Origin of the sequence: Desulfoluna spongiiphila, assembly GCF_900101345.1 — a bacterium.
Classification (GTDB): Bacteria; Desulfobacterota; Desulfobacteria; order Desulfobacterales; family Desulfolunaceae; genus Desulfoluna; species Desulfoluna spongiiphila.
Map to the genome: position 1 here is coordinate 31,295 of NZ_FMUX01000027.1, position 22,484 is coordinate 53,778.

The 22,484-nt window shown below is 55.7% G+C and carries 18 protein-coding genes; 7 read left to right on the forward strand and 11 right to left on the reverse strand.

The window, feature by feature from the left end; translation table 11 throughout:
- Positions 1–311: 311 nt before the first annotated feature.
- The gene (locus BLQ12_RS24395; protein WP_092215176.1) at positions 312–1,592 is read right to left on the reverse strand and encodes an O-acetylhomoserine aminocarboxypropyltransferase/cysteine synthase family protein; all 1,281 of its coding nucleotides are present in this window, start codon (positions 1,590–1,592) and stop codon (positions 312–314) included.
- 168 nt (positions 1,593–1,760) lie between these two features.
- Between BLQ12_RS24395 and BLQ12_RS24400 the strand changes: the two genes are divergently transcribed.
- Complete coding sequence (locus tag BLQ12_RS24400) at positions 1,761–2,696, forward strand: LysR family transcriptional regulator (RefSeq protein ID WP_092215178.1); 936 nt, start codon at positions 1,761–1,763, stop codon at positions 2,694–2,696.
- 280 nt (positions 2,697–2,976) lie between these two features.
- On the opposite strand, the gene dctP is transcribed toward BLQ12_RS24400, so the two are convergent.
- From dctP to BLQ12_RS24440, 8 genes are all read right to left on the reverse strand, one after another.
- Positions 2,977–3,990, reverse strand: a complete 1,014-nt coding sequence (gene dctP, locus BLQ12_RS24405) for a TRAP transporter substrate-binding protein DctP (protein WP_092215180.1) — start codon at positions 3,988–3,990, stop codon at positions 2,977–2,979.
- Positions 3,991–4,033: 43 nt separating this feature from the next.
- Positions 4,034–5,308: a TRAP transporter large permease gene (locus BLQ12_RS24410; RefSeq protein ID WP_092215182.1), complete on the reverse strand. Its 1,275-nt coding sequence runs from the start codon at positions 5,306–5,308 to the stop codon at positions 4,034–4,036.
- On the reverse strand, positions 5,302–5,829 hold the full coding sequence (locus tag BLQ12_RS24415; RefSeq protein ID WP_092215184.1) for a TRAP transporter small permease: 528 nt from the start codon (positions 5,827–5,829) through the stop codon (positions 5,302–5,304). Before BLQ12_RS24415 ends, BLQ12_RS24410 begins: the two co-directional genes overlap by 7 nt.
- Positions 5,830–5,923: 94 nt before the next feature.
- Positions 5,924–6,694 (reverse strand): maleate cis-trans isomerase family protein, encoded by a 771-nt coding sequence (locus BLQ12_RS24420; RefSeq protein WP_092215186.1) that lies wholly within the window; start codon positions 6,692–6,694, stop codon positions 5,924–5,926.
- Positions 6,678–7,919 carry a YgeY family selenium metabolism-linked hydrolase gene (locus tag BLQ12_RS24425; RefSeq protein ID WP_254782109.1) on the reverse strand — a complete coding sequence of 414 codons (1,242 nt, stop codon included), beginning with the start codon at positions 7,917–7,919 and terminating at the stop codon, positions 6,678–6,680. Before BLQ12_RS24425 ends, BLQ12_RS24420 begins: the two co-directional genes overlap by 17 nt.
- 8 nt (positions 7,920–7,927) lie before the next feature.
- Positions 7,928–9,094 (reverse strand): M24 family metallopeptidase, encoded by a 1,167-nt coding sequence (locus tag BLQ12_RS24430; protein ID WP_092215187.1) that lies wholly within the window; start codon positions 9,092–9,094, stop codon positions 7,928–7,930.
- A 29-nt stretch (positions 9,095–9,123) separates the two neighbouring features.
- Positions 9,124–10,332 (reverse strand): diaminopropionate ammonia-lyase, encoded by a 1,209-nt coding sequence (gene dpaL, locus BLQ12_RS24435; RefSeq protein ID WP_092215189.1) that lies wholly within the window; start codon positions 10,330–10,332, stop codon positions 9,124–9,126.
- Between the two features lie 195 nt (positions 10,333–10,527).
- Positions 10,528–12,273 (reverse strand): sigma-54 interaction domain-containing protein, encoded by a 1,746-nt coding sequence (locus BLQ12_RS24440; RefSeq protein ID WP_092215190.1) that lies wholly within the window; start codon positions 12,271–12,273, stop codon positions 10,528–10,530.
- A gap of 749 nt (positions 12,274–13,022) precedes the next feature.
- On the opposite strand from BLQ12_RS24440, the gene BLQ12_RS24445 reads away from it, so the two are divergent.
- The 4 genes from BLQ12_RS24445 (at position 13,023) to BLQ12_RS24460 (ending at position 17,429) form a co-directional block, all read left to right on the forward strand.
- Positions 13,023–13,640 (forward strand): putative ATP-dependent zinc protease, encoded by a 618-nt coding sequence (locus BLQ12_RS24445; RefSeq protein ID WP_175470052.1) that lies wholly within the window; start codon positions 13,023–13,025, stop codon positions 13,638–13,640.
- A 1-nt stretch (position 13,641) separates the two neighbouring features.
- Positions 13,642–15,156: an inactive transglutaminase family protein gene (locus tag BLQ12_RS24450; RefSeq protein ID WP_092215197.1), complete on the forward strand. Its 1,515-nt coding sequence runs from the start codon at positions 13,642–13,644 to the stop codon at positions 15,154–15,156.
- A gap of 2 nt (positions 15,157–15,158) precedes the next feature.
- Positions 15,159–16,175 carry an alpha-L-glutamate ligase-like protein gene (locus BLQ12_RS24455; protein ID WP_254782110.1) on the forward strand — a complete coding sequence of 339 codons (1,017 nt, stop codon included), beginning with the start codon at positions 15,159–15,161 and terminating at the stop codon, positions 16,173–16,175.
- A 573-nt stretch (positions 16,176–16,748) separates the two neighbouring features.
- Positions 16,749–17,429 (forward strand): spermidine synthase, encoded by a 681-nt coding sequence (locus BLQ12_RS24460; RefSeq protein ID WP_092215201.1) that lies wholly within the window; start codon positions 16,749–16,751, stop codon positions 17,427–17,429.
- Between the two features lie 208 nt (positions 17,430–17,637).
- Here the strand turns inward: BLQ12_RS24460 and BLQ12_RS24465 are convergent, their stop codons facing one another.
- Positions 17,638–18,528 carry a DUF1207 domain-containing protein gene (locus BLQ12_RS24465; RefSeq protein ID WP_092215203.1) on the reverse strand — a complete coding sequence of 297 codons (891 nt, stop codon included), beginning with the start codon at positions 18,526–18,528 and terminating at the stop codon, positions 17,638–17,640.
- 425 nt (positions 18,529–18,953) lie between these two features.
- Here BLQ12_RS24465 and BLQ12_RS24470 point away from each other — a divergent pair, with 425 nt between their 5' ends.
- The gene (locus BLQ12_RS24470) at positions 18,954–19,226 is read left to right on the forward strand and encodes a hypothetical protein (protein WP_092215205.1); all 273 of its coding nucleotides are present in this window, start codon (positions 18,954–18,956) and stop codon (positions 19,224–19,226) included.
- 191 nt (positions 19,227–19,417) lie between these two features.
- Here BLQ12_RS24470 and BLQ12_RS24475 read toward each other — a convergent pair whose 3' ends face one another.
- On the reverse strand, positions 19,418–20,737 hold the full coding sequence (locus tag BLQ12_RS24475; RefSeq protein WP_139164099.1) for a LysM peptidoglycan-binding domain-containing protein: 1,320 nt from the start codon (positions 20,735–20,737) through the stop codon (positions 19,418–19,420).
- 764 nt (positions 20,738–21,501) lie between these two features.
- Between BLQ12_RS24475 and BLQ12_RS24480 the strand changes: the two genes are divergently transcribed.
- Positions 21,502–22,383: a transglutaminase-like domain-containing protein gene (locus BLQ12_RS24480; RefSeq protein ID WP_092215209.1), complete on the forward strand. Its 882-nt coding sequence runs from the start codon at positions 21,502–21,504 to the stop codon at positions 22,381–22,383.
- The last annotated feature ends 101 nt before the right edge of the window (positions 22,384–22,484 follow it).

Consider the following 22,484-nt stretch of genomic DNA (forward strand, 5'->3'; position numbering starts at 1 on the left):
GGTGCACAGAGTGCGCCCTACGGGCCGAGGGCCATTTGGCACGGTGACAAACAGAATCGGCGCTCTTTTTGCCATGAACGCCGTCATGCCGGGTTTTGCAGGGGGCACTCCGTGCACCGAAATGAGAGCCTTCCATAACGCGGATGCCTTGGTAACCCCGGAAGCCTGCAGTCCCCGACCATGGTGGAAGTAAATAACCACACAAGATAGGTCGCCGGAATACCGCTGGGATTTGTCCCGAGGAACGAGGGGCAAAGCCCGGCGGTAACCTGCTTTCAAGGTGGCTCACCTTGCCGCCGGAGGCATTCTTGTTAACCCATGCTGTCCAGGGCCTGGGAAAAGTCGGCGATGATGTCGTCGATGTGCTCGATGCCAACGGTGATGCGGATCAATTCCGGCAGGACGCCTGCCTTGATCTGGTCGGCGTCGCTGAGCTGGCGGTGGGTCATGCTGGCGGGGTGCAGCACGCCGGTGCGGACATCGGCCACGTGGACCACGATCTCGGCAAGCTGAAGGCTGTTCATCAGGCGTTCGGCGGCGTCTCTGCCCCCTTTGGGACCGAAAGTGAGGACCCCGCTTCCTGCTTTCATGTACTTTTTGCAGAGGTCGTGGTTGGCGTCGCTTTTAAGAAGGGGGTACTTGACCCAGTCCACGCCGGGGTGGCTCTCCAGGAATTCGGCCAGGGCCAGGGCGTTGCTGCTGTGGCGCTCCATGCGCAGGTGAAGGGTCTCCAGGCCCTTGTTGGTGAGAAAGGCGTTCTGGGGGGACATGTAGCATCCCAGGTCCCGGATCCACTGGACCCGCGCTTTGACGATGTAGGCCTGGTTCCCGAAGGTCTCGGTGTAGCTGAGGCCGTGGTAGGATTCGTCGGGCTCGGTGAGGCCGGGGAACTTGCCGTTGTTCCAGTCAAAGGAGCCCCCGTCCACGATGATGCCCCCCACGCTGGTGGCGTGGCCGTCGGTGTACTTGGTGGTGGAGTGGATCACGATGTCGGCGCCGTGCTCCAGGGGGCGGCACAGGCAAGGCGTGGGGAAGGTGTTGTCCACGATGAAGGGGACGCCCATGGCCTTGGCGATGGCTGAGAACTTGTCGAAGTCCAGGACCTGGGTGCCCGGGTTGGACAAGGACTCGCCGAAGAGCAGCTTGGTGTTGGGCTTGAAGGCTTTTTTGATCTCGTCCACAGGGGCACCGGGGTCCACAAAGGTCATGTCGATGCCCATTTTCTTCAGGGTGTGCTTGAAGAGGTTGAAGGTGCCGCCGTAGAGGGTGGACAGGGCCACGAAGTGGTCCCCCGCCTCGCAGATATTGAGGATGCACACCGTGGATGCAGACTGGCCGGAAGAGAGGGCCAGGGCCCCCACGCCGCCTTCCAGGGCCGCCATTTTGTTTTCAAGGACCTCCACCGTGGGGTTGCTGATGCGCGAGTACATGTGCCCCGGGACCTTGAGGTCGAAGAGATCTGCGATCTCTTTGCACGTGTCGTACTTGTAGGTGGTGCTCTGCACAATGGGGGTGACGCGGGGCTCTCCGTTTTTGGGAGTGAACCCGCATTGAACTGCCTTTGTCTCGATATTCCAGCGTGTCTTATCCATTTGAACATCCCGTGTAAGCGTGGTGAAGTGTTATTGCCGTTGGTTTCCCCTTGCCGCGTGGAAGGGCACGCATCGGTTTTAGCCTAAGTGTTCGCCGTTTTTCAATTGACAAATTACCCCACATAGATAATCAAGTAAACTTAAACGAATTAAACTATAGGTTAAGTTATGCTAAACGATATCGATTTCAACCGACTCAAGGTGTTTTATCGTATTTACAGCCAGCAAAGCATCGGGGGGGCGGCAAAGGAGCTGAACGTCACCCCGTCGGCCGTGAGCCAGCATCTGAAAAAGCTGGAGCAGGAGATCAGGGTGCGGCTGTTTACGCGGATGCACAAACGGCTTGTGCCCACGGTGGAGGCGGACAGGCTGTTTGCGATCCTCAAGCCGTTTCTGGGGGAGTTGCAGGCGGGGCTGACGCTTTTTCAAAACGGGAAGGACGAGCCGTCCGGGCTTTTGCGCATCGGGGCACCCGTGGAGTTCGGCAAGGCTTTTTTCCCGAAGGTGATGGCCTTGTTTCGGAAGCAGTACGGGGAGGTGACCTTTTCCCTGACCCTGGGCAATTCGGAGAGGCTCCTTGCCATGGTCAAAAGCGGGGAGCTTGATTTTGCCATGGTGGACCTGTTTGCAAGCCAGAGAAAATACGTGGCGGACCTGGGGACCTACCATGTGGAGCCGGTCATCGATGAAGAGGTGATCCTTGCCTGCTCGGCGGCCTATTTCCATGCCAGGCTGAAGGGAAACGTCTCCCCGGACCACATCCTCACCCAGGATTTCATCTCCTACGAACGGAGCCATCAGGCTTTAAACGGCTGGTTCAGGCACCACTTCGGCAAACAGTCGGTGAAACCCAGTGTGGTCCTCACCGTGGACAGCGTCCAGGCCGTGCGTTCGGCCATTGAAAGCGACATGGGGTTGGGGGTGGTGACCCGAAACGCTATTCGTGACCAGCTTGACCGGGGAACAGTCACCCCCATAAAAACCGGCAAGCGGGAGATCGTCAACAAGATCTCCCTGGTCCAGCTCCAGGACAAGGTCCCCACCTTTACGGAGAAGACAGCCCAGTCGTATTTCAGGGAGGCGCTGCGGGAGATTTCTCAGTAGGCGGTCGATATGCTTTTTGCATCCGGCGGCCCTGCCGGGGGCCAAACTTTTGAAAAGTTTGATAAACAGGTTAAAAGAAACAGATTCAGTTTAATCTGAACCAAAGGCGAATGTGATTTTCCCTGAGGAACGAAGGGGAAAGCGCATTCGCAACCTGCTTTCGAGGTGGCTCACCTCGCCGCCGGAGGCAAGCTTTTTGAGCCGATGTTGACCAGGAAAGGCATGGGGGGCGAAGCCGGGGTATGATGACATACCCCGGCTATTTTATACGGAGTGGGTTTTATTCGAACTCAGCCAGCTCTTTTTCAAGCTTTTCGAGCATGTTAGCGCAACGCTTGCTCAGTTTCTTTTTATAATATTCGCGTACGGGCAGAGCCGCTTTTTTGAAGGCAGCATGCTGCTCGGCAGACAGGTTGACGACTTCGGTGTGGGCGGCAAGGGTCTTGGCGGCCTTTTCGTTGGCTTCTTTCTGGAGATCGTAAGCGTAGCCACGCATCTCTGTGACTGTTTCGGAGAGGATTTTCTGCAGGTCCTTGGGCAGGGACTTGAAGAAACGGTCGTTCATGAACACACCTTCAAGGTACATGATGTGGTTGGACATGATGAGGTACTTCTGTACTTCGTACCACTTCATATCCACCAGCGCGGACAGGGGGTTTTCCACGCCGTCCACCATGTTCAGCTGAAGAGCGCTGTACACGTCGGTGTAGGCAACCGGAGTGGCGTTGGCATTGTAGGCCTCATAGTTTTTGATGATCAGCGGGGTGTCCATGGTGCGGAACGGCAGGCCTTTAAAGTCGGCAGGGCCCGTGATCTTTTTATCACTCAGCCAGTCACTTGCGCCCAGGGGCCACAGGTCCATCAGGCGCAGGCTCTTCTCCGCGTACGCACCCGCGAGGTCCTTTTTGACCACCTGGCTTTTACCCAGGAATTCGTAGGCTTTTTCCACGCTGGAGGGCAGCAGGAAGTGCAGGGCGAACATCTGGCCTTCGGGCACGATGGTGGAGACGTTGCCGGGGCTGACGATGGCCATCTGGGTGGAACCGGTAAGCAGGTGCTCCACCAGGTCCACGCCCACACCGAGCTGGCCGACCTGGAAAATCTCAAACGTGATTCGGCCGTTGCTTTTTTCCGTTACGCGGCGGGCAAATTCCTTTGCGTATTTGTCCGGTACGGTGTCCGCGTACTCTTCGTGGGTAATCTTAAAGGTGTAGGTTCCTCGTTTGGCAGATGCGGGAAGCGCACCGGCAAAAACAATCAACAGCATCAAACCAAGCGTACAAAACTTTTTCATCTCTCACTCCTAAGTAAATGATCTATTATTTCAAATTGATGAATTACTTCATCAACCCTCCCAGGAACAATGAAATTTCGGGAAACGCGGAAATCAGGAAACAGGCAAAGAGCAGAATGGCGATATACGGCCCTTCGTTTCGAATGACTTCAAGGTACGGTTTGTCGAAGATGGCACAGCAGGTGAAGATGCTTGTGCCGAAGGGCGGTGTGCCGGAGCCGATGGCGACCTGCAGGGTAATCAGAACACCCAGGTGCACCAGGTCAATGCCGGCACTGTGGGCGATGGGGGCAAAAATGGGGGTAAGGATAAGGATAACAACAACGGCTTCCACAAACATGCACCCGATGAAGAACACGAGGTTTACGGTAAGCAGGATAAGGAAGACAGAGGCCGACTCGCCAAGCAAACCCTGGGTAAGGATTTGCGGGATACGGTCGTAGGAGATGACCCATGAGAAGCTCTGGCCCACGGCAACAAGGACGAAGACAACCGTGGTCAGCACGCCGGTGGAAAGAGAAATGTCATAGAGGTCTTTAATCTTCACCGACTTGTAAATGACCATTTCCACAAAGGCTGCATACAGCACACTGGCGGCGGCTGCTTCGGTGGGGCTGAAAATCCCGGAGTAGATACCGCCCATGATGATGACGGGAAAACCGAAGGGCAGGATGCACCGCCTGGTGGCTGCCACTCGTTCAGCGGTGGACGCCCTGGGCAGACGGGGAATGTCATTTTTCTTTGCGTAAAATACGTTGTACGCAACGAACAGGGCAATAATAACGATGGCGGGCCCGATGCCTGCGATGAACAATTTGCCGATGGACGCGCCACTTGCGACGCCGTAGACGATCATGCCAAGGCTTGGCGGAATAAGATACGCCAGGTTACTGGAGTTGATGATAAGTGCCAGGGCTTCGCTGTCGCTGTATCCTCGGTCCAGAAGTTTTTTCCGCACCGGGGTCCCGACGGCAACAACCGTTGCCTGGGTGGAACCGGAGACGGCACCGAACAGGGCACAGGTGATGGAGGTGGTGGAGGCCAGGCCGCCGCTCCGGTGACCCACCAGGCTTTCAACAAAATCGAGCAGGCGCTCCGAGGTCTGTCCCTTGCTCATGATATCGGCAGCGAGAATGAACATGGGGATGGCCATAAGCACGGGGGCCTGAACCCCCAGCATCATCTGCTGAACCACGATAAAGGGCTGAACCATGGGCGTATACATGAGTACATACACAAGGGTGGAAAGAAGCATGGTCATCATCATGGGGAACCCCATGAGCAGCAAGAGAAGCATTAAACCAAAAAGAATCAGCATTCTATTTTCCCCTCCTCGGGTTTTTCCGTACCAATGTAGAGGCCGGGCTCTTTGATGTTGATGATGATATTCATCAGATATTGAATGGCCCCGAGCCCGAACCCTACGGGAATAACAGCAGCGCGAATCCAGTCCGGTATTTCCAGGGCGGAGGTCACCTTGCCCAGCATCTGGGTGTATTCAATATAGTCGAGGGCGATGGTGCTGACGTAAACGTAGGTTGCCATGGTCACAAACGAGATGAAGATCGTCAGCAGCTTTTGTGCCTTGAGGGGGAGCGTATCAAAAATCGCAGTCATCCTGATGTGGCGTCCCTTACGGGCGGCATAGCCTATGCCGCTGAATGTCACGAGAATAAGCAGCGAACCGCCGATCTCGTCTGCTGAAGCCATGCTTTTCATAAACAGCTTGCGGGAGACGACATTGCAAATCAGGAGGGTGGCCATGAGCATTACGCCACTGGCCAGAACCCACTCCGTAATCAGTGCAATGAGGTCGTCAATTTTCCAAAAAAGTTTCATGCAATCTCCTCCTACCCATGCCTTCGGGTACGTTACACATGTAATCTCTAACTGAATAAATACAGGTTAAGCGGCTGCAAAAAACCCCAAGGCGCTACCCTTTCAGTAATTGTCCAAATCCTTCTATTCCGGGCTGTTTTCCAACAAGCGTCATTGCATGCCAGAACATCGCCTGAGTACTTGTAACAATCGGAACTCCGACTTCAGCCTCAAGTTCATCAATGTGCTCAAGGGCACGTAAATTCGTGCAGGACATAAACAGCGCATCCGTGGGGGCCTGGGCCAGGATGCGTCTGGCCCCTTCCAGCATCGAGTCAAAGGAGACCGTGGTGATGTCGGTGTCTTTTTCGATGCGCAGCGCCCCGATGGTGGGCACTTCAAGGCCTTCTGCCGCAAGCTGCCGATAGAGCGGGTAGTTCACCTCAGTCGGATACGGCGAAAAGATAGAGACACGTTTGGCCTTTAAATGCTTGAAGGCGGCAAGGGCTCCGGCCCACGGGTTTGTTGCGGGGATCCCGGGGGTGTTTGCGGTGAGCAGCTCCCGGATCTTTTCATTGCCGATGACAATGGAGGCCGAGGTGCAGCCGAAGGCCATGACATCCATGGGAAGCCCGGTTGCGATGAGCTCTGCAGACTGGGTGATGCCCCGGGAAATCTCCGCCAGGGCCTCTTTGGTCATGGCGCTTGAGTAGTAGACGCGGTTGCTGAAGACCATGGCGGAGGATCCCACCAGCATGTTCAGGTCCCTTTCAATGGAATGATCCGTTGAAAGCTGCACCAGCCCGATATGCACCTTGTCCGGCCGGGGAGCCTTGGAATGTTCCAGAAAGAGTTCGCTTGCTTCGTAATCAGACTGGCTGAGCATGGGATACGCCCTCCTTATTGATCTCGGCTGCGTAGGTTGCGCACATGGCGGCGTACATCATGGTGGCACGCAGCACCTGCTTTTTTTCCACGTATTCGTTGGGCACGTGGCATGCCGCGATCACACCCGGGCCGTAGCCGATGACGGGGATACCGTGCTTGCCCATGATGGCGACCCCGTTGGTGGAAAACGGCCATGTTGTCAGTGTGGGCGGCGTGTTGAACAGCCCTTCGTAGGCCTTGACGGTGCTGCGGGTGACCACGTGGTCTTTTTCGATTTTCCAGGCGGGGAAGGTGCACTCTTTGCAGGGGATAAGGCCTGTGTAGGACGGCTCCTCAAAGGTGTGGAACTCAACGGTCGCCCGGGCCGCCTGAACCGAAGGCAGCTCCTTCACCTGCTCCAGGGCATACTGGGGAGACTCCCCCCATGTCAGTCTTCGGTCGATGGTCAGTTCGCAGTAATCCGCCACGGACGAGCGGGACGGCGCGCCGGAGATCATCTCCGAGACCACCAGAGTGCCTTTGCCCAGGTCCTCGTCTTCGATGGTGAGGCTGGTGCTCAGCGCTTCCAGCTCGGACACAATCTTTGCCATGGCGTAGATGGCGTTGTCCCCCATGTGGGGGGCGGAGGCATGGGCGCTCTGGCCTGTCACGGAGATCTTGAGCTCCATGCGGCCCTTCTGGGCGAGGGAGATCCGGTCGTCGCTGGGCTCTGCGATGATCACAACGTCGGGGGAGACCCCTTCGTTTTCGATGAGGTATTCCCACGCCAGCCCCTCGCAGGGCTCTTCCTGCACTGTGGCGCACACCATGTAGGTGAACTGGTCGGTGAGGGAGAGGTCCCGCAGGACCTTTCCCGCATAGACCATGGAGGCGATGGCCGCTTTCATGTCCGAGGCCCCGCGACCGTAGAGGCAGGTGTCGTCCTGGTCACCGGAAAAGGGCGGACGCGTCCATTGCTCCCGGTTGCCCGCACCCACGGTGTCCATGTGCCCGTCGGCGGCGATGAGGGTCTTGCCGGTTCCCACGGAGCCGCGGACGTTGCCCATGGGGTCCACGGTGACGTCATCAAATCCCAGCTCCCGCATCTTGTCCGCAACGAGGGCGGCAACCCCTTTCTCGTTGCCGGAGAGGCTTTCAGTTTTGATGAGTTCACAGGCAAACTCACAGATGTCCCGGGCATAATCCTCGGTGCTGGACACGATTTTTTCATACATATCAGACATCACGATTCCTATTTTATAATCACCATGTGTTCGGCGGCCCTGGGGGAGAGCAGTTCGGGGCCATCTTCCGTGATCACAATGTTCTCTTCGTGTACCATCTCCTTGCCGGGGGCATAGACCATGCCGGGTTCAAGGGTGATGACCATGCCCGCCTCCAGCGTGGTGTTGTCCGTGGCCGTGTTGGAGGGCCACTCCGTGAGCTGGCTGCCGAGGCCGTGGCCGAGGCGTCCCACGCCGCTGCCCAGGGCGCCGCCCTCTTCCATGACGCTCCACATGGCGTTGTAGATATCCGTGGTGGTGGCTCCGGGGCGGGCCACCTTCAGGCCGGCTTCCGTTGCTTCATACACGCAGTCATAGGCGCGCTGGGTCTCGTCACTGCAATGGCCGAAGGCAAAGTTGCGGTCAAAGTCCGAGAAATACCCGTCGTGCACCGCCCCCACGTCGATAATCAGCACGTCGCCCTCTTCAATGCGGCGGGGGGTGGGGCCCATGATGATGCTGTCATAGCCGTCGGGGCCGGATCCGGAGATGAGGTATTTGACGAATTCGGCGCCGTGGTTGAGCATGTTGATCCGCATCTGGCGGCAGATCTCCTGCTCGGTCTGGCCGATTTTTGCGTGGGTGGGGAGCATGTCGAAGCCGTGGCCGGCGATCTCGCAGGCCCTTTTGATCTTGGCAATCTCCGCCGGGGACTTGATGGCGCGCAGGTGGTGCATCTCATAGGCGATGTCCACAAACTCTTTTCCGTCCACAAGGGAGGCCAGCTTCAGGTAATCCGCCGTGGGCATGCGAAGGTAAGACTCCTGGCCAAGGGTGGCGCCGATGCGGCCGAAGCGGGTGGGCAGGGAGTTGACGACACCTGCCACCAGGGAGATGCCGTCGTCTTCGGGGTTGGGTGAGGACCAGGTCAGGACGTGGTCCAGCCAGGTGCTGCGCATGCCGCTTTCGCCGATGCCGGGGATCACGGCAACGGGTTTTCCCGTAAGGGGAATGACCAGAAACCAGGGCCGGGTGGGGCTCTCCCAGAATTGGGTGTAAAAACCGGTGAAGTAGCGGACGTTGGCCTCGGTGGTGAGAAAGACGGCGTCCAGCTTTTTCTCCTGCATGACTTTCTGCATGCGGGCGGTACGCGTTTCAAAATCTTCAGCGGTGAATCCAGATTCGAGTATGCTCATCGTTTCTATCCTAAAATCACTCTGGTGGATTAGTTGTTTCGTCCGAACCACACCACGTCGCGGTAGGTTTCAGGCGAAGTATCTCCTTCGGTGTTGATGCAAAGGACCTTTGCGTCTTTGGTAAGGCCCAGTTTTTCACGTGCTTCCCGGCCCTCTTCCTCTTGCATCACCCACTGCAGGAACCCTGTGGTGGCGGCGCCGGACTCGCCGGAGATGACCTGGGGGTCGCCCTTCATGGGAGCGCCCAGGATCCGCATGCCTTTGGCGGCGATGTCGTCGGAGCAGGAGGCGTAGGCCAGGGGGTAGTCACGCAGCATCTCCCAGCTGGTGATGTTGGGCTCACCGCAGGCAAGGCCCGCCATGAGGGTGGCAAGGGAACCGGTGACGGCGTGGGGGGTGCCGTCGTTTTCGCAGGCGGAGACGTAAAAGCAGTTGGCTGCCTCGGGCTCCACGATGATGAAGGTGGGGGCGTCTTTTTCGAACACGGACATGAAAAATCCCAGCATGGCCCCGGCAAAGCAGCCTACCCCTGCCTGGAGAAGCACGTGGGTGGGGCGGTTGACGCCCATGGCCTGCATCTGTTCCAGGGCTTCCAGGGCCAGGGTGGTGTATCCCTGCATGATGGAGGTGGGGATCTCTTCGTAGCCTTCCCAGGAGGTGTCCTGAACGGTGAGCCAGCCGTTTTTCTGGGCCGTGTCCCAGGCCATGCGCACGCAGTCGTCGTAGTAGAGCTCGGAGATGGTGCATTCGGCACCCAGGGCGCGGATGTTGTCCCGCCGGATGGGGTCGGACCCCTTGGGCATGTAGATGATGGCCTTCTGGTCGAACTGCTGGGCGGCCCAGGCGAGTCCTCTTCCGTGGTTGCCGTCGGTGGTGGAGGCAAAGGTGATGTCGCCCACGGCTTTGCGGGTCTCTTCGGAGCGCAGCTCGTTGCAGCTGACCTCATCGATCTCTTTGCCCAGCTTCTGGGCAAGGAGTTTGCCCACGGCGTAGGTGCCGCCCAGGACCTTGAAGGCGTTTAAGTCAAAGCGATAGGATTCGTCCTTGACCAGGATTTCCCCCAGGCCAAGGTGGTCGGCGAGATGGGTGAGTCGTGCAAGGGGGGTGGGGGCATACGTGTCAAAGGTGCTGTGGAACCTGCGCACCTTCTCTGCGATCTCCCGGCTCAATATGGAAACATCGGCTCCGGCGTCGGGAGCTTTTGGATTCTCGTTAAACTTGATATCGACTTTCGACAACGTGTTTCTCCTTTTTGGTAAGCTTGATTGTGAACGGCAAGGAAGTATTGCAGAGAGTATGCCAAACCAGGCTTTGGAAGGAGATGTTTCGCGTTTTCAATCGGTTGAGTGGGGTTGAGTGCCTTTTTGACGGGCCGGACATGATTCGCAATTTGAGAAGTTTCTCATCTTGCGAATCGCTGTGGGGCAACGCGCCTATTTCTCTATTTTTCGGTAGAGTGTCGCCAGGCTGACCCCCAGGGCCTTGGCCGCCTGCTTTTTCCCCTTTGTGGTGTCTCCGTAATAGGCCAGGGCGCGCATAATGGCCTGGTGCTCAAGGGTTTTCAAGGGGATGACAGGCTGCTGGGCGTCGGGTTCAGGGGGCGTTTTAGGAGAAAGATTCTCATTTTGCAAAAAACCGGCGTGGAGGGTCGACTGGTTGATCTCCCCCTGGTCCGAGACTATGTTGACCAGGTATTCAATGGTGTTCTCCAGCTCACGGATGTTGCCGGGCCAGTCGTAGTCCCTCATCTTCTGGACAATAGGGGCGGGCAGGGTAAACCGCTTTTTGCCGAAGAGGGTGCAGTACTTGCTGATAAAGTGGTCCACGAGCAGGTCCAGGTCCCCGAGGCGGCGGCGTAACGGGGGTGTGTGAAGGGGGATGACGTTTAAGCGGTAATAGAGGTCGCTTCGGAACATGTTCTGGGCCATCAGCTCCTGGAGGTTGTCGTTGCAGGCGGCGATGACGCGGATATCCACGGAGACGGGGCGGGTGGCCCCGAGGCGGGTGATGGTCCGCTCCTGGAGCACGCGAAGGAGTTTCACCTGCAGGTACAGGGGCATGGAGCCGATTTCGTCCAAAAAGAGCACCCCCCCTTCGGCCAGCTCGAATTTGCCGATTTGTCCCTTGCTCAAGGCCCCGGTAAAGGCGCCTCCCACGTAGCCAAAGAGCTCGCTTTCCAACAGGGTGTCCGGGATGGCCCCGCAGTTGATGGCGATAAAAGGGGCGTCAGCCCTGTCCCCGATGGCGTGAATGGCCCGGGCCACAAGTTCTTTGCCCGTGCCGCTCTCTCCTGTGATGAGCACGGAGGAGCGGGTGTTGCCCGTGGCCGTGATCTGTTCTTTCAGCTGGAGCAGGAGCGGGGATTGACCGATGATGTTGTCCAGGCTGCTGTCGAAGCTGGGGGCGGATCCCTGGGGGCTGTGGGATATGACCGACTGGATGGTGTCAAAGACAAAGACCTTGGAAAACCGGCTGGCGGCGGACTTGGGCTCCACGTACTTGCCCACGATGAGCTGTTGCCTGTTCTCCTGTTCCACGGTGTATTCGTTCAGGTCGGAGAAGGTGCAGCCCGTGGGGGTAATGGAAAAATTCTCAAATTGCGAAGGCAGGGTCTTGTGCAGGATTTCCTTTGCCCGTTCGTTATGATAGACGATGCTTCCCTTGGCGTCGTAGATCAGGGTGCCCTTGTTGTTGGTGTTCACAACCTGGCTCATGATGTCCAGCAGGTCGCTGATGTCTTCAAACTCTTGGCGCTCATTGACGCGGGCCGCGATGCTGATGGCAAGAAGGGAAAGAAAATTTAAGTAGATGGCCCGCTGGCTCAGGACCCGCTCCCGGGCTTCCTGGGAAAAACAGATGAGGTCGATGGCTCCGAAGGTGGTTTTGCCGTCGGAAATGGGAGCGCAGACAGACAGGAGTTCATGGCAGTCGGCCTTGGTCTGGCAGCCTTTGCAGATCTCGCTCTCCCTGGGATTGACAATAAAAAGGGGCTTGCTCCCTTTGAGGGTGGTCTTGAGCAGGTTGCCCGCGTTTTTGATGCTTTCGCCGATTCCTTTGGCGCACCTTCCCGTTCCTGCAATGCGAATCAGGTCGGTGTCCACAACATCCACGTCAAGCCCCGTCACCGTTGAGATGGTTTCGGCGTAATACTGTATCTGTTTCTGCAGTTTTAAAAGCATACCGCGGGTTCCTTGTTTTTCTATCAACGTGCCTGGTCCCTTGTGCCTTTACACCATATGTATGCGCTCCGGGGCATAGGAGCCCACCGTAAAGCCGTTTAGAATCATGATAATATCGGATTGGTGTCAAGAAGGAACATTGGTAACTTTTACATGCTATGGTTTTTATGCGGAAGGTGGGGGAGTATTGTTGGGAGTGATTCGGTGGGGCCGGGGATGAGGCATGGACTGGCCATGAAAGCGGGGCGAAAGCCCAGGGCTTACTTGTGGCCTGAGCCTTCGGGAGTCTGCCGAAGGTATGGGGCAACCTGGTACGGGAAAAAGCAGGGCTGTTATGGCTTTTGGCACGTGTGCCGCGGGAAGGGGGGGAGTGGGCTTTCAATGGGGTTTGGCGGGGGGTGTCTCCCTTTCAGAGGAGGTTGTGGGGGCGGGATTTGTCAATTGTTCCTTGACAATAATGACAGCCGGGGGCATTTAGGTCAGTGCTGATTTCGGTGTGTAGCCGCTTAATTAGACGTGAGACCGCGGTGTGGTGGGCTCTGAACAACAGTGTATTATCGTTCCTTGAAAGGTTACGTCATTCCGGATGGATCATTGTGGGGGGCATCTGTACAGGACATGGTTTTACGAAGGTTATGAGGATTAAGATGGATCGAATGCCCTTTTCGTGGCGAAGCGTGTTTCTCATTCTATGCATGCCGGTATTTTTCTATTCATGCACGACGGCCAGGCCACCTGCGGTACCTGTGATGAAGCCCGTGGTCGAGCCCGTTGTGAGCCCGGAGCCCAAACCCGGGGCTGAGCCTGAGGTTGCCCCCGAGGTGAAGCCGGTGAAAAAACCCGTTGAAAACCCCGTGGTGAAGAAGTCTGCGGTAAAAAAGTCCGTGCCGACAAAGCCTGTTGTGGCTCCTCATGCGGACACTGCCGCCGATTCCCTCTCCGGCCTTCGGGTCGTCGGTGAAGTGGAGCCGGTTACCCTGGTTCCGTCCGGGGTGACGATGCCGGCACGGATCGACACCGGGGCCACCACCTCTTCTATAGATGCGACGGAGATCGAACCCTTTGAGCGTGACGGCGAAAAATGGGTGCGCTTTGTGGTGGCCGACAGGCGCAGCGGTGAAAAAGTCTCCATGCAATGCCCCCTGCTTCGTCGCGTCAACATCATCAGCCACGCGGGTGAGTCCCTCAAACGTCCCGTTGTCGTGATAAAAACCATGATGGGCGGGGTTGCCTTTGACCACGAGTTCTCCCTGACGAATCGGTCGGATTTTTCATATCAGGTTCTTATCGGCCGAAACTATCTTCAGGGTGAGTTTGTTGTGGATGTGAACCGCAAGAATGTAACCAGCCCCATGAGTGAGAATTAAAATGAAACAGCAGATTCAGATCATTGCCATTGTTGTTGTGCTGATTGTTGTGGGGGTGGGGGCAGCCGTATACAAACATGTGAAACTGGGGTTCCCTTTTTTCCCGGGTGATAAAGAGAGGGCCTGGACCGTTGAGGCGACGATTTCCTTTGTGGCCGACGGTGGGCCGGTGGAGGTTTCGGTGAACCGGCCCGACCGAAGCGACACCATGGTTGTGCTGGAGAAAAAATCAGTCACACCGGGGTATGTGGTTTCGAAAAAAAGGGGCAGGGCAGTCTGGAAGGGGGAGGACAAGCATGGCCCCCAGAAAATGTTTTTGAGGTCCACGACCTACCGTCGCAGCGGCGATGAAGCAGCGGCCCATGGGAAGATCAAATACCCTGAGGCACCTGTGTTCAATGGGCCGCATGAGCTGGCAGCCGATGGCATCGTTTCTGCCGCCCAGGGCGATAATACTTCCGGTGAGGTGGTGGCCAGGGCGATTTTAAAGGCCCTTAATGACCCCATGAACAATAACGCCTCACTGCTCCTTGCCGACGCCGACGCATACGGGGGCCGTGTTCCCCTTGCCTGTGGGCTGATGGCCCGGGCCGGTGTCAAAGCCCGCACGCTGAAGGGGCTCAACCTTGATGAGGCAAAGCGCAAACAAAAGCTGAAAAGCTATATCGAAGTAGAGGACGGCTCCGGGTTCAAACTGTTCAACCCGCGAACGGCAGAGCTCGAAAACAGGGACGCCTTTCTGGCATGGCAGCAAAACGGAGAATCCATCCTTGAGATCGTCGGGGGAAGCGGTGGAGAGATCACGTTTTCTGTTATCGCCGATGAGATCGCCGCCCAGAAGGCTGCCGTGCAGCATGGCAAATACACCGGCCATGTGCTCATCGATTTTTCTATTTACAGCCTCCCCATTGCCCAGCAGAACACCTTCAAGCTCCTGCTTCTTATCCCCATCGGCGCGCTTATTATCGTCATCCTTCGAAACCTTGTGGGGATCGAGACCTCGGGGACCTTTATGCCCATTCTCATCGCCCTGGTCTTTCTCCAGGTCAACCTGCTGGCGGGGCTCTCTCTTTTTGTCATCATTGTGGGCATCGGGCTGATCCTCCGGTATTACCTCACCAGCCTGAACCTGCTCCTTGTGCCCAGGATTTCAGCGGTCCTTGTCTTTGTCATTCTCATCTATGTGGCGGTGAGCGTCGTCAGCATCAGGATGGGGATCGAGGCGGGGCTGATGGTGACCTTTTTCCCCATGATCATCATCGCATGGACCATCGAGCGCATGTCCGTTCTCTGGGAGGAGGAGGGGCCCAAAGATGTCCTTATTCAAGGCGGTGGCAGCCTCTTTTCTGCATCCATGGTCTATCTTGTCATGCGCAACAGGGTCGTGGGCCATCTGACCTACTCCTTTCCTGAACTGTTGCTGGTGGTGCTTGCCGCGATCATCATGATCGGGAGCTATTCCGGTTACCGGTTGACCGAGCTGAGGCGATTTGAGCCGCTGGCAGGGGGGGAATGACCATGTTCGCCTCACCCTTCAAATTGAAAAAAGCGGGTGTCGTGGGCATGAACCGGCGCAACGTGGTGCTCATCGCCCGGAACAACCGGCGGGAACTTTACCCCAGCGTCGATGACAAGCTTAAAACCAAGGTGCTCCTCCAAAAGGCGGGCATCTCGGCACCTCGGCTTCTGGGGGTGGTCAAAACCCAGGGCAACGTCCGGGAGCTCGACTCTTTTCTGGATACCTGCCCGCCCTTTGTTATCAAGCCCTCCCGGGGCAGCGGGGGAAAAGGGATCCTTGTGATCAGTGGACGCCACGGGCAGGACTACCTGAAACCCGGCGGGGACCGCGTGACCATCGGGGAGATCAAGCGCCATGCCTCCAACACATTGAGCGGCCTCTTCAGCCTCGGCGGACACAGCGATGTGGCCATGATCGAAGAGATGGTGGATTTTTCCGATGCCTTTGAGGGCTTCTCCTACCAGGGGGTGCCGGACATCCGAGTGATCGTTTACAAGGGCTACCCGGTGATGGCCATGACAAGGCTCTCCACCGCAGCCTCCGAAGGGAAGGCCAACCTCCACCAGGGCGCCGTGGGGGTCGGCATTGATGTGGGCACCGGTGAGGCGCTGAAAGCCGTACAGTTCAGTCGTCAGGTGACCCACCACCCGGACACGGGAAAAGAGCTTTCCACCCTGTCTGTGCCCCATTGGCGGGATTTTCTCGACCTTGCCGCACGGTGTTACGAGATCACCGGGCTGGGCTACCTCGGGGTGGACATCGTCCTGGACCGCCTCAAAGGCCCCATGATCCTGGAACTGAACGCCCGACCCGGCCTTGCCATCCAGATTGCAAACGGCCATGGGCTTCAACCCAGGGTGGACCGTGTTGATGTCGAGGGGACAAAAGGAAAAAATGCCTCGGAGAGGGTGCTTTTTTCCATGGAGGCTTTTTCGGTTTCCAAGGAGACAGGGGGTATGACCTCTGTGCCTTCGGACTGTTGCGGGCGCCTGGCGGCAGCGACGGGACAAAAGTAAAACAGATAAAAGTGATGCCTCCGGCGGCAAGGTGGGGGCACCTTGAAACCCTATGGCGAATGCGTGGTGGTAGCCATTATTCAATCGTTCTCAGGGCATTCGCGTGATGTGTGACATGTGACAACCGTTTTTGCAGGAGAGGCTGATTTCATTCATCTGGAAACACGATGATGGGCATTTTTGTAACTATGTCGCTTATGCCTCCGGTGGCCCTGCATGGGGTTAAACGTTTGCCCGATTTTATAAGGTCGTTGCAGGCCTTCATAGTTTTTCTTGAATGACGTTTGGGCGCGACCGTCAAAAAAAATGAGAAAAATCGACCGCAACGGAGCGCCGCACTCCGGTGCGGCTTTTTAGTCCGTCGTTACCCGTGCCGCACAGGAGTGCGGCGCTCCAGTGGCAAAGCGCAGTGGCAACCTGCTTTCAAGGTGGCACACCTTGCCGCCGGAGGCAGTTTTTTAAGAATTGAATATGATGTTTAGGCTCCGGCAGGGCCACCGGAATCAGCTTTAAACCACGCCCCTCGGGTTAAAGCGCACCGGCATTCTATGTACTTTATTATTAAGGAACCCCATGGCTTTACCCTGGAAGACTTTAGATCGTTTTACCGACGGCAACGAAACCCTGGAGCTTCGCCAGCGCGGAGCAAAGGATTTTCTCATCACCCTGGGCTCCCAGGTGCTCATGAACAGCATGGCCCAGCGATCGGAGATGGCCCTGGGGACCATGGGATGCAAAGGGCTCGAACACCATGGGGCCCCCCGTGTCCTTGTGGGCGGCCTGGGCATGGGCTGCACCCTCCGGGCGGTCCTGGACGCCCTTCCCGAAACCGCCGAGGTGGTGGTGGCCGAGCTTAACCCCCGTATTGTCGAGTGGTGCCGTGGCCCCCTGGCACCGCTTACCGGCGGTGCCGTCTCCGATCCGCGGGTGACTGTTTCCGTGGGGGACGTGGCGGCCCTTATTGCCGGAACCGCATGCGGAACAGGTGAAAAGCCCTTTGATGCCATCATCATCGACCTCTACCGTGGCCCCCATCCCAAAACCGACAAAACCAACGATCCCTTTTACGGCTCCAGGGCCATCGCCAACGCCTGCAAGGCCTTGAAGCCCGGAGGCACCTTTGCGGTGTGGGGCGAAACCTTTGATGAGGCCTTTTTAAAACGCATGACCAGGGGTGGCTTTAAAGCCACCTGCGAGCGTCCGGGCAAGGGCGGGTATCGCCATGCGGTGTTTTTGGGGAAGAAGGCGGGGTAGAGGTGCGGCTCCCGCACCCATGAAGTAATCATCGGTGGGAATTCCTCGTTACACCAGATGGGCACGGCGCCAAGGCTTTTGTCGCTCGTAGGGGTGGCGGTTTGCCTTTGCCCCTCCTACGGGATGACGCGGGTATGGGGGTGTGCTTGTGCACAGTCGAAGATGCGTAACGGTCATGAAAACCCATGGTCGGGTAGGTGTCTGGCATCTAATAAAAATCAAAAAAGATACCCAACGTCAGGTAGGATTCGTCGTAATCCAGGGCGAACTCGCCTAAAATGGCCCTTCCGGTATAAGCATCCAGGCCTATCCGCAGATTCGAGCTGTTCTGATCCCTTGTCACGTGAAAACCGGCCTGCAAGCTTACCCCGGGCTCCCAGCTGGTTTCGTCGAAGGCCCGCACATGGGCGGCAGCATAAAAGGCCGTGGAGTTGTTCCACAGGTCGTGCGGTCCCTGATACTGGAGACCGCCTTCGGCCGCCCATCGCTTCTGACGGTCGTCATTGCCCAGGGACCAGGCCCAGCTGGGTTCGACATAGATAAAGAGCTCCTGATTCAGGTAAATGCCCATGCCGAAGGCCAGGTCATCGCGGGTGTAGCCGATGCGCTGCCGACCGGTTTCCTCGATATATTCGTCACCTAAATGGGCTGAAATGTGACGGTAACCCACCCTTGCCACCACCTTATCGCTCCAGTCCCAGACACCAAAGATCCCGTAACGACCGTCCCAGCCAATGTTGTCCAGGTTGTTGCCCGGATCGAACTGGGTGAAGAGGCAGCCTTCGACGTCCAGGGCAAATTCGTTTTTGCCTTCCTTTGTGGGGCTGACTTTGAACAGTGTGTAGCGTGTCCCCAGATCACACATGATGCGGCCGGATGAGGTTTCCGGAATGTCGCTGTCTGTAACGGATACGCCCAACTGCATTTGTGGCCGTCGCGGATCGGCCAGGTAGTCCGGGTAGGGCTGATCGTTCGGGTCCAGTTCCAGCACCCAGCCAGACCCCAGGTTGAAGGTGGTATCGGCCCGTTCTTCGCTTTGGGCTGCGGCCCATTCAAAACATAAGAGAACGGTGAGCACCGTCGCCATGAGTATTCTCATTTTAACCTCCTTAGTACAAACCAAAGGTTTACTTGTGCGGATGAAGTCGAGCCTCTATCCGAAGGGTGAGAAAATCGAACAGAGAACAGTGAATTTCGGTTTGACTCTGTGATATCTCTTGATTAATTTACAGTAACCATCAGTGATAACCAGTTGGTCTGGATTGGTGGGGGCTGAATCAGCCGATAGACTAAGAAACTCCAATAAATAGGAATAATTCGTGAATCCTGTTTGTTGGACTTTTCAAACGTTTGACCCCCGGCAGGGCCGCCGGAGGCAACTGCAAGCTGCATAGGTGCGTTTTTTTAATGAAATATCCGGGCTATGCGCATGCAACGTATTGTATTGATGCGGATCCGGTGATGTTTAGCTGCTGATTACACGTATGGATGTCTTCATGCTCAAGAAAGGGGCGGTGAGCAACCATGGAATCCTTCCTGATCCTTCTGATCATTTTCGCACCACTTGTTCTTACCATTTCGCTGACGGCTCAACTCAGTCTTCATTCCCACTGGCTCTATGCCCTCGTGCCTGGACTCCACGCCGTATCCATAGGCTGGTTCACCTGGGGTATTGCAACAGAGCGCTCAAATACCGGGGACGCCACTCCCGGCGTGTTTTTCGCTTATCTGGTGGTGTACCTGATCATCCATGTGGTTTTTAACCTGGCGGCAGTGCTTTGTTTTGCGTTTGGCTGAACGACAGGGGGACGGGTTATCGTGCATCAATGATTCTCGGGATGTCCCCGACCCATTTATCGATGGACGCGATGCCGTTCCATTTTTCCACGGCCGAATAGTCGGTGGGGCCTGGAAGTGGAATGCATACTCCGTGCTGGTTGTGTTGAAGGCTTTGTCGAGCCTGTTGCTGCCCGGAACGCATCCTTTAGTCAGGTGAACGCCCCTGGCTCCAAGGCTTTTGTAACGTCATAACGCAACTGGTCCTCGGGCAGGCTATCAAAGATAACGACAGCGTCCTTGGTGTCTCCCGAGTTGTGGGTGAGAGTGTATTTTTTCTTCTTCGGAGGACATGGAAACACGAGCCGGACCCAGTTTTCTTCGGCCTCCTGGAGGTCACTCATGGGCAGGGTGTATTTCCAGGTATCGTCATCGCTGGTCAAGGTGACGGTGTCGTTTTTGACTTCCGGGTCGTCGAGGTCGATTTTGTACAGGTAGGTCAGGTCGAATCCGGTTTTTTTGACCCGGATGGTGTGCTCTGTGTTGGTGGGAAGATCGGAGATGGCAAGGGGCGTGGGGACGAAGACAATCCCCGGGGATTCGTCGCCCGTGAAGCGAAGGTCCCGGCCGTCAGGCGATTTTGTTTTGCAGCCCACGTCGTGGGTCATGCGCGCCAGGACCTTTTCCCTGTCGTGGGTTCCCCAGTTGAAAAATGCGAGATCCCGGAATGTCGTGTTGTTGTCTTTGGCAATGGAGGAGAGTGTTTCCCCTTCTGAGACCTTATGCTCATTAATCTGAGCAATGTAGCGCATGCTTTGCCTGTTTTTGATACTTCGGCGGTGGTGAACCCTTGTTGCCTTGCCGGGAGACTCTTCTTCCGAGCCGGTGGGGGTGTTCCCCATGGCAACATAGGCAAAGGTATTATCGAGGGTGGCGCCGAACAGTCCGGGCCCGTCAAGCTCAAACCCGCTGGTTCGCCCCTTGACGTTTTCAATGACCACCCTGCCGTCGTTTGCCGAGATCAGCTCTTTGTACCGGTCATCGGTGAGGGTGACTTTCAACATCACACCGGGGATGTAATCGTCGGGCTGGTCCTCGACGATTTTATACGTAATGGTCGAACTCCCGAAGTCGGGGAGCAAACTTCCCATGCTGAAGTTTTTTGCGATCGCCTCTGTCGGAGTATGGTTGGCGGACATCCCATGTGCCGTGTCTGTCACAGCTCTTAATTCAACGGCAATGTCGCGTGTTACGACCAGTTCGGCAGCCTTTTTGCGAAGCATTATGTCCGAAGAGGTCCAGGCCGATCCGTGATGATGTTTCGCGACAAAACTCTGCAGGTCGTGGGTGTCCCCTGTGCAGCTTATGGACGTTTCGATAAGCTCTTCCGCCTCACGTACCGTTGAATACCGGATGGTTTCGGCTCCTGGGTCGGCTGTTCCATCACTCGCCAGGACATGAAAGTCGTACACGCCGTCGGTAAGTATTAAGTCACATGCCTCCTGAGTCGTTTCCAGATCCACAGTGTCCATGTCTCAACCGTATCCTTTGTTTACAGGTAACTTTTATTTGAAATACCGGGGTTGCCGTGTACATTAATCGCTGATCGTTATGGCAATGTGCCTCACCAGAAGTATATCTGCGAGATATGGGCTTAAAATAATATTGGAACCACACTGAATATAGCTTTTTTCTCTAAGTATTTCGAATAGACCATTCAATGGTTTCTTGTCAAGAAACGGTAAAAGATAAAAATATTATTCCCGCAAATTTCATCTCTTCTCAATATTCCAAAAAATCGGCAACAACTATTCTCCAAGCAACAAGTCAGAGCTGTTTGTTGGGTGGTGAAATGCGAGTCAGTCGTATTCTTGTTGCTTTGCGGCGACACAGTTCTGTCTTGTCTAACTTAGTCGGCTTCGCATTTTCCTCTGTGTCTGGCTGGCTTCCCCCTTAATTTGATGTGACATGTCTTTGCCTGAACCCAATCAATCATGGGCTGTCAGGATGAATGGCTTTTTGTATGGGGCGTTTTAATCACGATAATTCATGCGCTTGGTTTTTTTTAAAACTGATTATTTTTCTTGAAAGTTAATAATAAGCTGTGTATTAAACACTACTGTTAGTGTTTCGCTATATTGCTGGTCGCAAAAGTAAAGACGTTTTTGGTGCGTGCTCTTCTAAGTAAAATTTTTTCGACAGGCGAGCGTCAAGCTTGTCATGCTTCTTTGTAGTATATCTAAATATAGAATTTTAACTCCGGGCTGAGTTCTACGCCGGCTGTGGCGGATGCTTGATGAAATCAAAATTTATTATTTCTGTTATTCTGGTATGTGCTGTGGCTTTGTCGTTGTGTTTTCGCATGAAAGATTCCCAGGACCAGGCATCTGTTGATGTGGAGAAACTGCTTAAATATTCGTGGAGCGTTCGCAACACGACAAACAGAACCATTCATGATGCTGTGTTGAGGATTTATTCTCCTGTTGCAGAGACATCCAATCAGGTGTGCACGGAACTTACCGCATCGCATTCTTTTGAGAGATTTTCCGATGATGACGGTAACCAGATTCTTACTTTCCGGATTCCCGCAATAACCCCCTTCTCAGACGAAATCATTCGTGTCAAAGCAAAGCTGGTGCTGCGTGAACAGCCGGTAAAGGAATCCCTTGGTTCCGATCATGATGACTACACGGCTGCGACAAAGTACATAGAATCGGGCCATCCGTTGCTGATCGAAAAAGCGGAAGAGCTGAAAGGGAATAACAGCCGGGAAACCGCAGAGAAAATTCACCGATGGATTGTCGATAACCTCCACTATTCTGGATATCTCAAGAATGAGAGGGGCGCGCTGTATGCGCTACAAAAACGGACCGGAGATTGTACGGAGTACATGGATCTTTTCGTTGCCCTGTGCCGAGCAGTCAACATTCCAGCACGTTGCGTCGCCGGGTATGTTGCAGAGGGGGACCGTGTTGTGGGCCCCTCTGAGTACCATAATTGGGCCCAATTTTACGATGGTCGGTCCTGGCAGATTGCTGATCCTCAACGGGGGAAATTTTTGACGGAACGGTCGGATTACATTGCCATGAGGGTTTACGGAAAACACGGGGAAAGCCCGGGGAGCTTCGAACGATTTGATATTTCGGACAGCAATTTAAAAGTCAAAATGAATCACTGATGCATATATCGTCAATCCACAATTAAACGAGCATGCCCGCTGATTGAATCGTGCCTTGCGCTTTTTAACCAATCCGGATGGGTTTTCGCTCTGGCTTTGAC

Bases quoted from the DNA above. Each gene is read 5' to 3' on its own strand.
- BLQ12_RS24395 (WP_092215176.1), bottom strand. From the start codon at position 1,592: ATGGATAAGACACGCTGGAATATCGAGACAAAGGCAGTTCAATGCGGG.
- BLQ12_RS24400 (WP_092215178.1), top strand. From the start codon at position 1,761: ATGCTAAACGATATCGATTTCAACCGACTCAAGGTGTTTTATCGTATT.
- dctP (WP_092215180.1), bottom strand. From the start codon at position 3,990: ATGAAAAAGTTTTGTACGCTTGGTTTGATGCTGTTGATTGTTTTTGCC.
- BLQ12_RS24410 (WP_092215182.1), bottom strand. From the start codon at position 5,308: ATGCTGATTCTTTTTGGTTTAATGCTTCTCTTGCTGCTCATGGGGTTC.
- BLQ12_RS24415 (WP_092215184.1), bottom strand. From the start codon at position 5,829: ATGAAACTTTTTTGGAAAATTGACGACCTCATTGCACTGATTACGGAG.
- BLQ12_RS24420 (WP_092215186.1), bottom strand. From the start codon at position 6,694: ATGCTCAGCCAGTCTGATTACGAAGCAAGCGAACTCTTTCTGGAACAT.
- BLQ12_RS24425 (WP_254782109.1), bottom strand. From the start codon at position 7,919: ATGTCTGATATGTATGAAAAAATCGTGTCCAGCACCGAGGATTATGCC.
- BLQ12_RS24430 (WP_092215187.1), bottom strand. From the start codon at position 9,094: ATGAGCATACTCGAATCTGGATTCACCGCTGAAGATTTTGAAACGCGT.
- BLQ12_RS24440 (WP_092215190.1), bottom strand. From the start codon at position 12,273: ATGCTTTTAAAACTGCAGAAACAGATACAGTATTACGCCGAAACCATC.
- BLQ12_RS24445 (WP_175470052.1), top strand. From the start codon at position 13,023: ATGAAGCCCGTGGTCGAGCCCGTTGTGAGCCCGGAGCCCAAACCCGGG.
- BLQ12_RS24450 (WP_092215197.1), top strand. From the start codon at position 13,642: ATGAAACAGCAGATTCAGATCATTGCCATTGTTGTTGTGCTGATTGTT.
- BLQ12_RS24455 (WP_254782110.1), top strand. From the start codon at position 15,159: ATGTTCGCCTCACCCTTCAAATTGAAAAAAGCGGGTGTCGTGGGCATG.
- BLQ12_RS24460 (WP_092215201.1), top strand. From the start codon at position 16,749: ATGGCTTTACCCTGGAAGACTTTAGATCGTTTTACCGACGGCAACGAA.
- BLQ12_RS24465 (WP_092215203.1), bottom strand. From the start codon at position 18,528: ATGAGAATACTCATGGCGACGGTGCTCACCGTTCTCTTATGTTTTGAA.
- BLQ12_RS24470 (WP_092215205.1), top strand. From the start codon at position 18,954: ATGGAATCCTTCCTGATCCTTCTGATCATTTTCGCACCACTTGTTCTT.
- BLQ12_RS24475 (WP_139164099.1), bottom strand. From the start codon at position 20,737: ATGGACACTGTGGATCTGGAAACGACTCAGGAGGCATGTGACTTAATA.
- BLQ12_RS24480 (WP_092215209.1), top strand. From the start codon at position 21,502: ATGAAATCAAAATTTATTATTTCTGTTATTCTGGTATGTGCTGTGGCT.